The following is a 12369-nucleotide window of genomic DNA, read 5'->3' on the forward strand; positions in this document are numbered from 1 at the left end:
GTCGCGGCGGCTTGAGGCTCCGGTTACGTCGCGCTGGGTTGATCCGAGGGCGCACGATGGGGGCATGGTGCGATTCGTGCTCAACCTGCTCTGGCTGATCTTCGGAAGCGGCATCGCCCTTGCCATCGGGTACGGGATCGCGGCCCTGATCTGCTTCGTGCTGGTCGTGACCATCCCGTTCGGAGTTGCCGCGCTGCGGCTGGCGTACTACTCGCTCTGGCCGTTCGGCCGGACCCTGGTGGCGAAGCCCGGTGCCGGGCTCGGCTCGGGGCTGGCCAACCTGCTCTGGGTGGTGTTGGCCGGCTGGTGGCTGGCGCTGGCGCACATCGTCGCCGGGGTCGCGCTCTGCGTCACGATCATCGGAATCCCGTTCGGTATCGCCAACTTCAAGCTGGTCCCGGCGGCGTTCTGGCCGCTCGGGCGCGAGGTGGTGGAGGTCGACGACCTACGCCGCCCGTCGGCGTCGCCCGCCCCGGCGAGCTGACCCGAGACACCCCACCGAGGCGGGGTGTCGGTGCGTAGAGGCGGGCCGGTGGGTCGAGTCAGCCGGTGCCGCCCAGTGCCTGGCGACTGCGGCGCAGGAAGTCCTGCTCGACCGCGTTGCGGGTCAGCGCGGCGGCCGCGTCGTAGGCGAGCGCGGCTTCGGTGGTGCGGCCCAGCCGGCGCAGCAGGTCGGCCCGGACGGCGTGGAAGACGTGGTAGGTGCCGAGGTCGAGGTCGTCGACCAGGGCCAGTGCCGGGGCCGGCCCGGCGACCTCGGCGACCGCGACCGCGCGGTTCAGCGCCACGACCGGGCTCGGGGCGAGCGCCAGCAGGTGGTCGTAGAGCCGGAGGATCTGACCCCAGTCCGTCTCGGCGGCGGTCGGCGCGTCGCTGTGCACCGCGTTGATCGCCGCCTGGACCTGGTACGTGCCGGGCCGGTCGCGCCGCAGACAACGCCGGACCAGGGCCTGCCCCTCGGCCGCGAGTCGCCGGTCCCAGCGGGTACGGTCCTGCTCGGCCAGGCGTACCAGCCCGCCGCCCGGGTCGGTGCGGCTCGGCCGGCGCGACTCGACCAGCAGCATCAGGGCGAGCAGTCCCAGCACCTCCGGTTCGTCGGGCATGAGGTCGGCGAGCAGCCGGGCGAGCCGGATCGCCTCGACGGCGAGGTCCGGCCGGCCGAGCCGGTTGCCCGAGCTGGCGGTGTACCCCTCGTTGAACACCAGGTACAGCACGGCGAGTACGGCCTGGAGCCGGTCCGGCAGGTCGGCCTCGGCCGGCACCCGGTACGGAATCCGGGCGGCCCGGATCTTGCCTTTGGCGCGTACCAGCCGCTGCGCCATGGTCGGTTCGGGGACCAGGAAGGCGTGCGCGATCTGTGCGGTGCTCAGTCCGCCCAACAGCCGCAGGGTCAGTGCGACCCGGGCGGCCGGGGCGAGTGCCGGATGGCAGCAGGTGAAGATCAGGCGTAGCCGTTCGTCCCGCACGGGACCCTCCTCGTCCGATCCACCTCCGAGGGGCGACGCCGGTTCGTCGGTGGCGTGCAGCAGGGCGGCCTGGGCATGCCGGTCCGGCAGGGTGGACTCCCGCCGGAGCCGGTCGATCGCCCGGTTCCGGGCGGTGGTGATGATCCAGCCGGCCGGGCTCGGCGGTGTGCCGTCGGTGGGCCAGTTCCGGATCGCGGTGGCGAACGCGTCCTGCACCGCGTCCTCGGCGACGTCGATGTCGCCGAAGACGCGGATCAGGACGGCGACCGCCCGGCCGTACTCGGTGCGGAACACCCGCTCGACGTCGGTGACGGTTGCCGGTTCCCGTCCGGGGCGGGGCTCCGGGCCGGACGTCGGGCCCGACCCTGAACCCCGCCCCGGGTGAGGTGCTGGTGCCGGGTCGGGTGGTTCAGGCACGGGGTGGGTCGCAACTCTCGGCCTCGTCGGCCAGTGGCCGTACCTCGATCGGCAGCAGGCCGATCGCCCGGGCCAGCTTGCCGCCCCACTCCAGTGCGGCGTCGAGGTCGGGGGCGCGGATCACGGTGAACCCGCCGAGGTGTTCCTTCCCCTCGGTGTACGGCCCGTCGGTCATCAGCACCTCGCCGTCGCGGGGGCGGAGCACGGTCGCGGTGCTCGCCGGGTGCAGTCCGGCGGAGAAGACCCACGCTCCGGCGGCCTTCATCTCCTGGTTCAGGGCCGCCAGGTTCGTCATGACCGGATCCAGGATCTCCGGTCCCGGCGGCTCGCCGTCGGGCTGGTAGATGCTGAGCAGGTACTGCTGCATGGTGCGCGACCTCCTGTCCCGCCGCCGGCACGGCACCGGCGGCCTCTCCACCTCTACACGTTCGGCGGCCCGCCGGATCGACATGCCGGCCGGAGGAATCTGGCCGTCCCGGGCGGCGGCGTCCGGCCGCCATCACGCTGAGCAGGGACGAAACGTTTTCGTAACGGAGTCTTGACGGGTCGCGGGGAGCGGAGCAGACTCCCCGGAAACGTTTACAAGTCAGGAGCGGAGGTTCGGTGCATGGGTCGTAAACGTTTACAGCCCTCCGCCGACGGCCGGCCGACCGTGCACACGGTGGCCGCCCGGGCCGGCGTCTCGATCGCCTCGGCCTCGCGCGTCCTGAACGGCGTCGGCGGCAGCGCCGAGACGATCCGCCGGGTCCGCGAGGCGGCGGCCGAGGTCGGCTACGTGCCGAACGCCATCGCCCGGTCCCTCCAGGCCCAGCGCACCGGCCTGGTCGCACTCGCCGTCGCCGACATCGGCAACCCGGTCTACGTGGCGATGATGCGGGCCATCGAGGCCGTCGTCGCCTCCTCCGGCCGGCAACTCCTGGTGCACGCCACCGGCGGCGAGATCGACAGCGAGACCGACCTGCTGCGCCGGCTGGCCAACCGGTACGTGGACGGCATGATCATGTCGCCGATCCGGATCACCGACCGCCACCTCGACGCGATCGTGGTCAGCCCGGTACCGGTCGTCGTGGTCGGACAGTTGCCCGACGACGCACCGGTGGACAACGTCCGGACCGACTCCCGGGCCGGTGTGGCGCTCGCCGTCGATCACCTGGTCGCGGCCGGCCGGCAGCGGATCGGCTTCGTCAACGGCCCGCTGGACACGGTGCCGGGCGCGGCCCGGGACGCCGGCTTCCGCGCCGCGCTGGCCAGCCACGGCATCCCGGTCGACGAGCGGCTGATCGAGGTCGGCGACTTCCAGTACGCTGCCGGCCGGGACGCCGCCGCCCGGCTGTTCGCCCGGGCCGAGCCCGACGCGCTGCTCTGCGCCAACGACCTGATCGCGGTCGGTGCCCTGCACGCGCTGCTCACCGAGGGGCGCCGGGTACCCGAGGACGTGGCGCTGGTCGGCATGGACGACACCGAGCTGGCGCAGATGGCGTTTCCGCAGCTCTCCAGCGTCTCGCTGGGCTCCGCCGACCGGGGACGTCGGGCGGCCGAACTTCTGCTGGAGCGGATCGCCGACCCCGACCTGCCGCCCCGGCGCGAACACGTCGCGCCGAGCCTGGCGGTACGCGCCTCCAGCGCCGTCGGCCGGCCCACCCGAAGCGGTCCGCCACCGACCCGGCGGCCACCGAGCGGCCCGGCGAGCCGACCTCCGGCGGCCCCGGCCGACGGCGCCCTGGGGGTGACCTCGTGACCACGCTGGCCGAACGACCCGACGTCGACCGGACCGGGCGGGGGGACCGCTCCCGGCGCCGCCGCTCCGACCGGACCACCGTCTACCTACTGCTGCTCCCGTCCCTGCTGCCGGTACTGGTGCTGTCGGTGTTCCCGCTGTTGCGCGGCATCTACCTCGGCTTCACCGACGCCCGGGCCGGCCGGAACGTCGAGGTCAGCTTCACCGGCCTGGCGAACTACCGGGAACTGCTCGGCGACAGCCTGTTCTGGAGTTCCTTCCGGATCGGCCTGCTCTGGGCGTTCGCGGTGACGGTGCTCCAGTTCCTGCTCGCCCTCGGGCTGGCACTGCTGCTCGACCAGCGGCTGCGGTTCCGGGGCGTGGCCCGGGTGCTCGCCGTGGTGCCCTGGGCGATGCCACCGGTGGTGGTCGGCATCCTGTGGCGGCTGGTCTACCACCCGGACGCCGGCCTGCTCAACGAGTTCCTGCACCGGATCGGCGCGGACGGGCTCCGCACCACCTGGCTCGGCGACTTCAACACCGCCCTGCCGGCGGTGATCCTCGTCGGGGTCTGGGCCGGCATGCCGCAGACCACCGTCGTACTCCTGGCGGGTTTGCAGGGGGTGCCGCGCGAGCTGCACGAGGCGGCGGCGATGGACGGGGCCAGCGCGTGGCAGCGGTTCCGCAGCGTCACGCTCCCCTCGCTGATGCCGGTGATCGTGGCGATCACCTCGCTGGACTTCATCTGGAACTTCAACTCGTTCGGGCTGGTCTACGTGCTGACCGCCGGTGGGCCGGGCGGCCGCACCATGCTGCCGATGCTCTTCGCCTACGAGGAGGCGTTCCGGTACGGCAACTACGGCTACGCGGCGGCGCTCGGCAACGTGATGGTGGTGATCGTCGTGGCGTTGCTCGCGGTGTACCTGCGTCGCCGGCTACGGGAGGCGAACTGACGATGGCGCGGACCGACGTGACGCGCAGGCCCGGGCGCCGCAGCCGGGTCGGCCGGGGACTGCAGTACCTGGCCCTCTCGGCGTACCTGGTCTTCCTGGCGTTCCCGCTGGTGTGGCTGCTCTCCACCTCGTTCAAGCCGCCCCGTGAGCTGGTCAAACTGCACCCGACGCTGATACCGGAGAGCCCGACGCTGGCCAACTTCGTGCAGGCGTTCACCGAGCAGGACCTCGGCCGGGCGGCCTGGAACAGCATCCAGGTGTCGCTCGCCTCGGCACTGCTCACCGTGCTGATCGCGACCCCGGCGTCGTACGCGCTGGCGCGCTTCCGGACCCGGCTGGGCACGGTCGCGCTGGGCTGGGTACTCCTCTCCCAGCTCTTCCCCTTCGTGCTGCTGATCATCCCGATCTTCCTGGTACTCCGGCAGGCCGGGCTGGCCAACACGCACGCCGGGCTGGTGCTGATCTACGTGGTCTGGGCGCTGCCGTTCGCGCTCTGGATGCTCCAGGGCTTCGTCCGCAACATCCCGCGCGAGCTGGAGGAGGCGGCCTCGGTCGACGGCGCCAACCGGATACAGACGCTGCGCCGGGTGATCTTCCCGTTGCTCACCCCCGGCCTGGTCGCCACCGCGCTGTTCGCGTTCATCTCCGCCTGGAACGAGTTCTTCTTCGCCCTGGTGCTGATCAAGACTCCGGAGCTGGCGACCCTGCCGGTCGCGCTGGCCCGGTTCGTCGGCATCGAGGGCACCGCCCGGCTCGGGCCGCTGGCCGCCGGCTCGCTGCTGGCGACCATCCCGAGCCTGGTCTTCTTCGCCGTCATGCAGCGCCGGCTGGCCTCCGGGTCGCTCGCGGGCGCTGTCAAGGGATAGCTACACACACCCCCACCACAACCAGCAACAGGAGGTATCCCCCGTGCTCGACAGAGTTTCCCGACGACTCGCCGCCGCCGCGCTGGCGGGCGTCGTCGGACTGGGTGCGCTCGCCGCGTGCGGCGGCGGGAGCGGAGACGACGAGAGTTCCGGTCCGGTCAAGCTGCGATTTCTCAGCCTGGCCTGGCAGAAGGAGTCGCTCCAGGCCAACAAGGACCTGGTCGCCAAGTGGAACGCCGACCACCCGGACATCCAGGTCGAGTACGTCCAGGGTGACTGGAATTCGGTACACGACCAGTTGCTGACCGCCTTCGAGGGCGGCGACGCCCCGGACATCGTGCACTACGAGGCGGCGTCGATCGGCGAGTTCAGCAAGCAGGGCTACCTGGCCGACCTCGCAGGCCTGCTCTCCGACGACTTCAAGGGCCAGATCGACAAGGGGATCTGGGACACCGCGACCTTCGACGGCAAGGTCACCGGCGTGCCGTTCCTGCTGGAGTCGCAGGTCGTGATCGCCAACAAGAAGCTGCTGGACGCGGCCGGCGTCGCGGTGCCGCCCGCCGACGGCGGCTGGACCTGGGACGAGTTCCAGGCCAACGCGCAGAAGCTGACCGGCCCCGGCAGGTACGGCGTCGCCTGGGCGCTGAAGTCGCCGACCAACCGGGTGCTGAACCTGGCGCTCAACTTCGACGGCAAGTACTTCTACACCGACGGCGGCAAGACCGAGGTGCGGATCGGGGACGCCGAGAAGGAGGTGCCGAGGCGGATCCACGACATGCTCTACACCAGCAAGACCGCCTCGCCGGAGGCGCTGGGGATGAGCGGCGCCGACACCCTGCCCGGCTTCTTCGCCGGCAAGTACGCGATGATTCCCGGCTCGGTCTCGCTGCGCCAGCAGATGGTCGAGCAGGCGCCGGCCGGCTTCGAGTGGGTGACGATCCCGCCGGTGAAGGGCATCTCCGCCAACCAGGCCGCCAACCCGCAGACCCTCTCGGTCGCGGCCGACTCGGAGCACCAGAAGCAGGCGGCGCAGTTCCTGGAGTACTTCCTCAACCCGACCAACATGGCCGCGTTGGCCAAGGGCGACTGGCTGGTGCCGACCGGTAAGCAGGCGAACGAGGAACTGGTCAAGGTGACCGGCGGCAAGCAGGGCTGGGACGTCGCGGCGGACAGCGCCAGGGACCTGACCGTGGCGCCGTTCCAGATGGTCGACGGCTACCCGGAGTGGAAGCTGAAGTACGCCACCCCGGCCCTCCAGCAGTACTTTGCCAACAAGATCACGCTCGACCAGCTCGGTACGCAGCTCGTCGACGGTGGGAAGCAGGTCCTGAGGTAACCATGGAACACTTGCTCGACAAGTCGGTCGGCTGCCTGGTCGGCGCCGCGGTGGGTGATGCCCTCGGCGGAGCCACGGAAACGGCGCTGCCCGAGCAGATCCGGGCCCGGTACGGCGGCTGGGTGCGGGGCGTCGCCCCGCCGTTCCACGCCGACTGGGCCACCGCGCGGCCACTGGCGCCGTACCACAAGGGCGACGGGCACATCACCGACGACACGTTGATGACCCACGCGCTGGTGCGGGCGTACGCGAACAAGCGCGACCACCTCGACGCGTACGACGTGGTGGAGCTGCTCGTGCCCGACCTGCTCGAGCGGGTGGTCTACATCCCGGACCTGGAGCGGGAGGGGGTGACCTTCCACCGCCTCGCCGCCGCCGAGCGGTGGCTGGTCACCCGCTTGCACCACGCGCACGCCGACCCCCGGGAGGGCGGTGTCGGCAACATCGTCAACTGCGGTGCCGCGATGTACATGGCCCCGGTGGGGATCGTGAACGCGGGCGACCCGGTCGGCGCGTACGCCGAGGCGGTGGAGATCGCCGGGGCGCACCAGCACAGCTACGGCCGGGAGGCGGCGGCGGCGCTGGCCGCGGCGGTGGCCGCGGCGATGGCCCCCGGCGCGGGCGTCGACGACGTGCTGGCCGCCGTGCTCGACCTGGCCCGGGACGGCACCCGCGCGGCGATCGCCGCCGTGGTCAAGGAGGCCGAGGGGTACGCCGACTGGCGTGACGCCATCGCACCGCTGCGCGCCGCCGTCGCCCCGTACGACACGGTGGGCGAGGAGTACCGCAATCCGGGGCTGGGGGCGCGGCGGCCCAGCCGGCTGCACTCCATCGAGGAGTTGCCGGTGGCCCTCGGCATGCTCGTGGTGGCCCGGGGGAAGCTGTCGGAGGCGGTGCTCGGCGCGGTCAACTATGGCAGGGACGCCGACTCGACCGCGACGATGGCCGGGGCGATCGCCGGGGCACTCGGCGGGGCGGCGGCGGTCCCGGCCGAGTGGTCGGCGACGGTCGCCGAGGCGTCCCGGACCGACCTGGTCGGTCCGGCGAAGGAACTGGGCGAGGTGGCGGCGGAGGTCTTCGCGCTGGACCGGGAGCGGTTCACCCGGCGCGCCGAGCGGTTCGCGGGGCTGTCGTGACCGGCCTGCCGTCGCAGCCGAACCTCCGCGCCGCCGAGGACTGCCGCGCGGCCGGGGCGTGCCCTGCGGCCGGCGGGTGCTGTGCTGCCGGGGTGTGCCGATGAGGCTCACCTGGGTGCAGCCGGAGGACCTGCTGCCGCACGAGCTGGCGGCCAGCGCCGACGAGGGGCGGGACGTCGCGGCGATCGCGCGGCGTTGGGTGGCGGCCGGCGGGTCCGTACTGCCGCCGGCCAGCGGGGCGTCCCCGGAGCCGGCCGGTCCCCGGTTGCGGGCGCTGGCGGCGGAACTGCTCGACGAGTGCGACGCGCTGCCGCCGGCCGGGTCGGCGGCCGAGCCGACCGAGCTGGCCGCGATCCGGGCGAGCTGGCCGACGGGGTACGGGCTGCCGACCGGGGCGCCGGAGCCGGACCGGGTGCACGGCGGCTGGCTGGGCCGGGCGGTCGGCTGCCTGCTCGGCAAGCCGGTGGAGAAGATCCCCCGGCAGGGCATCCGGGAGATCCTGACCGCGACCGGGCGGTGGCCGCTGGCCGGCTACTTCACCGGGGTCGGCTTGCCGGCCGAGGTGGCGGCCCGGTGGCCGTGGAACCGGCGCAGCGCGCCGACCAGCCTGGCCGAGAACATCGACGGGATGCCGGAGGACGACGACCTCAACTTCGCGCTGCTGGCGTTGCGGGTGCTGGAGACGCACGGCCGGGAGTTCACCAGCGCCGACGTGGCCCAGGCGTGGCTGGACTGGCTGCCCGGGGGACGGGTCTTCACCGCCGAGCGGGTGGCGTACCGGAACCTGCTGCTCGGGCTGTCCCCACCGGCGACGGCGCTGCGGCACAACCCGTTCCGGGAGTGGATCGGCGCCCAGATCCGCACCGACGTGTACGGCTGGGTGCACCCGGGCCGGGCGGACCTGGCGGCCGAGCTGGCGCACCGGGACGCGGTCGTCAGCCACCTCCGGGGCGGGGTGCACGGTGCGCTCTGGGTGGCGGCGATGACCTCGGCCGCCGTGGTGGCCTCCGACGTGGACGCCGTACTCGACGCGGGCGAGTCGGTGTTGCCGCCGGGCAGCCGGTTCGCGGCGGCGGTACGCGAGGCCCGGGCGCTCGGTGCCGAGGCGGCGGCCGGCTCGACCGACTGGGAGTCGGTGCTCGACACCCTCTACGCCCGGCACGGCCACCTGCACTGGGTGCACGTACGCAACAACGCCGCCCTGGTGGCGGCGGCGCTGGCGTACGGCCGGGGCGACCTGGCCCGGTCGATCTGCGCGGTGGTCAGCGGTGGTTGGGACACCGACTCCACCGGGGCGACGGTCGGCTCGGTGACCGGGGCGCTGACCGGTGCCGCCGGACTGCCGGCCGAGTGGACCGGACCGCTGCGCGGCCGGCTGCGCAGTAGCATCGCCGGCTTCGACGGCGTGGAGTTCGCCGAGCTGGCCGAGCGGACCCGGCGGCTGGTCCGGGGCGGGGAGGGATCGTGAGCGCGGGCGGGAGGGATCGTGAGCGCGGGCGGGGAGGAATCGTGAGCGCGAGGTGCGAGCGGGTGCCGCGAGCCCGGCAGTCGCGAGAAGGTGGGCCGGCATGACGGGCGGATCCGGCGAGGTCCGGGTGGTGGTGGTCGGCAGCGCCAACCTGGACCTGGTGGTGTCGACGCCGACGCTGCCCAGGCCCGGCGAGACGGTGCTCGGCGACGCGCTGCGGACCATCCCCGGCGGCAAGGGGGCCAACCAGGCGGTGGCGGCGGCCAGGGCCGGGGCCAGGTGCGACTTCGTCGGCGCGGTCGGGCAGGACGGCTTCGCCGACCAGCTCCGGGCCAACCTGGCCGAGGCGGGGGTGGACCTGCGCCGGTTGCGTACCGTGCCGGGGCCGTCCGGGGTGGCGCTGATCGCGGTGGACGCCGGCGCCGAGAACCTGATCGTGGTGGCCCCGGGCGCGAACGCCGAACTGACCAGCCTGGATGCCGACGACCAGGCGGTGGTGGCGGCGGCGGACGTCCTGCTGTGCCAGTTGGAGGTGCCGCTGCCGGCGGTGACCCGGGCCGCCGGGTGGGGCCGGACCGCCGGTACCACGGTGGTGCTGAACGCCGCACCGGCCCGGCAGTTGCCGGTGGAGCTGCTCGACGTGGTGGACGTGCTGGTGGTCAACCAGGTCGAGGCGGCGATGGTGGCCGGCCTTCCCGCCGAGACCGGCCTCGACGCCCTGCTGGACGCCCTGCTGCACCTGGTCCCCCGGGTGGTGCTGACCCTCGGTGCCCGGGGCGCGTGTTACGCCGACCGGCTCGGCCTGCGGCTCGCGGTCGAGGCGCCGACGATCGACGCGGTGGACACCACCGCCGCCGGGGACGCGTTCACCGGGGCGCTGGCGGTGGCCTGGGCACAGCGGCGCGGGCCGGTCGAGCCGGCGGCGGTGACGGCGGCGCTGCGCTGGGCCTGCGCGGCGGGCGCCGCCTGCGCGCGGCGGCCCGGCGCCTCCACCGCGCTGCCCACCCGGGACGAGATCGACGCCCTCTACGCACAGAGCTATCCGGAGCCGGTATGACGTTCAACCCCTATCTGCCGAGGCCGATCGACCTGCCCACGGCGGTGCCGCTGGCGGCCGGTGCCGACCTGTCGGTGCTGGACGAGGCGAAGATCTTCGCCGCCCCGGACGACCCGGCGGACTGGCCGGCCTGGCGGGACCGGCTGACCCGCTGGCGGACCGAGGCGCGGGCCCGGCTCGGCTACGACGGCGGGCACTACGCCGAGATCGCCGGGGACTGCTTCACCGTCTGCCTGGCCTGGCTCTGGGACGAGTCGCTCTACGACGCCGAACGCGGCGTCTTCACCGTCGACAGTTTCCTCGATGGCGCGGAACGCGACTTCGGCGGCTTCGACGGGGTGGTGCTCTGGCACGCGTACCCGGTGATCGGGCTGGACGACCGCAACCAGTTCGACTTCTACCGGCAGGTGCCGGAGCTGCCCGAGGTGGTCCGGGCCTTCCAGGCGCGCGGCGTACGGGTCTTCGTCGACTACAACCCGTGGGACGTCGGCACCCGCCGGCCCCAGCGCACCGACCCGGACGAGGTGGCCGCGCTGGTCGGCTGGCTCGGTGTGGACGGGGTCTTCCTGGACACCCTCAAGGAGGGCGCGGGCGAGCTGCGGAAGACCCTGGACGCGGCCCGGCCGGGCATCGTGCTGGAGGGGGAGTCGCGGGTGCCGTTGGCCCGGGTCGCCGACCACGCGATGTCCTGGGCGCAGTGGTTCGCCGACTCGCCGGTGCCGGGCGTACTCCGGGCCAAGTGGTTCGAGCGGCGGCACCTGCTGCACCACACCCGGCGCTGGCACCGCAGCCACCTCGACGAACTGCACTCGGCCTGGCTCAACGGGGTCGGGGTGCTGGTCTGGGAAAGCGTCTTCGGGGTCTGGGTCGGCTGGAACGAGCGGGACCGGGCGGTGCTGGCGGCGATGCGGCGGGTGCAGCGGAGTCACGCCGCCTGGCTGCGCGCCGAGGACTGGACCCCGCTCGCCGACCACGTCGCCGGGACCGAGATCTACGCCTCCCGCTGGCTGCACGACGGCACTCCGTTGTGGACGGTCGTCAACCGGGGCGGAGCGTACGACGGGCCGTGGCTGGTCACCGAGGAGCGTCCCGGCCACCGCTGGTACGAGCTGACCACCGGCGCCGAGCTGGCTGCCACCCCGGCCGGCCCCGGTCGGGTGGCGATCGGCGGGGCGCTGCCGGCTGGCGGGATCGCCGCCGTGCTCGGCACGGTCGAGGCGCTGACCCTGCCCCGGCACGCCCCCGCCGAAGGTGACCCGAGCTTCCCGGCCCGCTCGGCGGTCCGCCGGGCCGCGCCGGTGGTGCGCCGCGACGACGTACCGGACGGGATGCGGGCGGTCGACGGCGGGCGGCGGGAGTTGCTGGTCCGGCACCGGCAGCGCGAGACCGGGCTGTACGGCGAGGCGCCGTACGTCGACGAGTGGAAGCCGCTGCCACCCCGGCTGCACCAGCCGGTTACCCTGCACCGCACCGTCCGGTTCGGACGATTCGCGATCGGCGAGCGCGAGGTGAGCAACGCCGAGTACGCCGAGTTCGTCCGGGCCACCGGCTACCGCCCGGTCCGGCCGGAGCGCTGGCCGTGGGCGGACGGCGGGCTGCCGGGACCGGCCGACGGGCCGGCCACCCACGTGGAGCTGGCCGACGCCCGGGCGTACGCGGCCTGGGCCGGGTCGCGGCTGCCGACCGAGGACGAGTGGCAGGTCGCCGCCGAGCTGGGACTGCTGCGCCGGGCCGCGCCACTGGTGTGGAACCTGACCGAGAGCGAGCACACCGACGGGCGCACCCGGTTCGTGATCCTCAAGGGCGGCGTGTCGTACCGGGCCGACGGCTCGGACTGGTATCTCGACGGCGGCCCGCAACCTCCGGGGGTGTCGGTGAAGCTGCTGACCCTGGGTGCCGGACTGACCCGTTCGGAGTCGGTCGGCTTCCGCTGCGCAGTCGACCTGTGACCGC

At 73.5% G+C, this 12369-nt stretch carries 11 protein-coding genes; 9 read left to right on the top strand and 2 right to left on the bottom strand.

The window, feature by feature from the left end; all coding sequences use genetic code 11:
• Positions 1-64 precede the first annotated feature (64 nt).
• Positions 65-484 (top strand): YccF domain-containing protein, encoded by a 420-nt coding sequence (locus R6Y94_RS34895; protein WP_318400664.1) that lies wholly within the window; start codon positions 65-67, stop codon positions 482-484.
• A gap of 58 nt (positions 485-542) precedes the next feature.
• On the opposite strand, the gene R6Y94_RS34900 is transcribed toward R6Y94_RS34895, so the two are convergent.
• Together R6Y94_RS34900 and R6Y94_RS34905 are read right to left on the bottom strand one after the other, a co-directional pair.
• A complete protein-coding gene (locus R6Y94_RS34900) occupies positions 543-1760 on the bottom strand; it encodes an RNA polymerase sigma factor (RefSeq protein ID WP_318400666.1) in 1218 nt (405 codons plus the stop codon).
• A 115-nt stretch (positions 1761-1875) separates the two neighbouring features.
• Positions 1876-2250, bottom strand: coding sequence for a YciI family protein (locus R6Y94_RS34905; protein ID WP_318400667.1), 375 nt, complete (start codon positions 2248-2250; stop codon positions 1876-1878).
• 240 nt (positions 2251-2490) lie between these two features.
• Here R6Y94_RS34905 and R6Y94_RS34910 point away from each other — a divergent pair, with 240 nt between their 5' ends.
• From R6Y94_RS34910 to R6Y94_RS34945, 8 genes are all read left to right on the top strand, one after another.
• Positions 2491-3621, top strand: a complete 1131-nt coding sequence (locus R6Y94_RS34910) for a LacI family DNA-binding transcriptional regulator (protein WP_318400669.1) — start codon at positions 2491-2493, stop codon at positions 3619-3621.
• Positions 3618-4553: a sugar ABC transporter permease gene (locus R6Y94_RS34915; protein WP_318400671.1), complete on the top strand. Its 936-nt coding sequence runs from the start codon at positions 3618-3620 to the stop codon at positions 4551-4553. Before R6Y94_RS34910 ends, R6Y94_RS34915 begins: the two co-directional genes overlap by 4 nt.
• A 2-nt stretch (positions 4554-4555) precedes the next feature.
• On the top strand, positions 4556-5419 hold the full coding sequence (locus R6Y94_RS34920) for a carbohydrate ABC transporter permease (protein ID WP_318400673.1): 864 nt from the start codon (positions 4556-4558) through the stop codon (positions 5417-5419).
• 43 nt (positions 5420-5462) lie between these two features.
• Positions 5463-6755 carry a sugar ABC transporter substrate-binding protein gene (locus tag R6Y94_RS34925; RefSeq protein ID WP_318400675.1) on the top strand — a complete coding sequence of 431 codons (1293 nt, stop codon included), beginning with the start codon at positions 5463-5465 and terminating at the stop codon, positions 6753-6755.
• A gap of 2 nt (positions 6756-6757) precedes the next feature.
• Entirely contained in the window at positions 6758-7891 is a 1134-nt protein-coding gene (locus R6Y94_RS34930) for an ADP-ribosylglycohydrolase family protein (protein ID WP_318400677.1), read from the top strand.
• Positions 7892-7991: 100 nt separating this feature from the next.
• On the top strand, positions 7992-9359 hold the full coding sequence (locus tag R6Y94_RS34935) for an ADP-ribosylglycohydrolase family protein (protein WP_318400679.1): 1368 nt from the start codon (positions 7992-7994) through the stop codon (positions 9357-9359).
• Positions 9360-9459: 100 nt separating this feature from the next.
• Entirely contained in the window at positions 9460-10416 is a 957-nt protein-coding gene (locus R6Y94_RS34940) for a ribokinase (RefSeq protein WP_318400681.1), read from the top strand.
• Entirely contained in the window at positions 10413-12365 is a 1953-nt protein-coding gene (locus tag R6Y94_RS34945; RefSeq protein WP_318400682.1) for an SUMF1/EgtB/PvdO family nonheme iron enzyme, read from the top strand. Before R6Y94_RS34940 ends, R6Y94_RS34945 begins: the two co-directional genes overlap by 4 nt.
• The last annotated feature ends 4 nt before the right edge of the window (positions 12366-12369 follow it).

Source organism: Plantactinospora sp. KLBMP9567 (assembly GCF_033446045.1).
GTDB lineage: Bacteria > Actinomycetota > Actinomycetes > Mycobacteriales > Micromonosporaceae > Plantactinospora.

Excerpts from the sequence above, each read along its gene's own strand:
- R6Y94_RS34935 (WP_318400679.1), top strand. The coding sequence starts at position 7,992 with ATGAGGCTCACCTGGGTGCAGCCGGAGGACCTGCTGCCGCACGAGCTG.
- R6Y94_RS34945 (WP_318400682.1), top strand. The coding sequence starts at position 10,413 with ATGACGTTCAACCCCTATCTGCCGAGGCCGATCGACCTGCCCACGGCG.
- R6Y94_RS34910 (WP_318400669.1), top strand. The coding sequence starts at position 2,491 with ATGGGTCGTAAACGTTTACAGCCCTCCGCCGACGGCCGGCCGACCGTG.
- R6Y94_RS34920 (WP_318400673.1), top strand. The coding sequence starts at position 4,556 with ATGGCGCGGACCGACGTGACGCGCAGGCCCGGGCGCCGCAGCCGGGTC.
- R6Y94_RS34940 (WP_318400681.1), top strand. The coding sequence starts at position 9,460 with ATGACGGGCGGATCCGGCGAGGTCCGGGTGGTGGTGGTCGGCAGCGCC.
- R6Y94_RS34930 (WP_318400677.1), top strand. The coding sequence starts at position 6,758 with ATGGAACACTTGCTCGACAAGTCGGTCGGCTGCCTGGTCGGCGCCGCG.
- R6Y94_RS34905 (WP_318400667.1), bottom strand. The coding sequence starts at position 2,250 with ATGCAGCAGTACCTGCTCAGCATCTACCAGCCCGACGGCGAGCCGCCG.
- R6Y94_RS34895 (WP_318400664.1), top strand. The coding sequence starts at position 65 with ATGGTGCGATTCGTGCTCAACCTGCTCTGGCTGATCTTCGGAAGCGGC.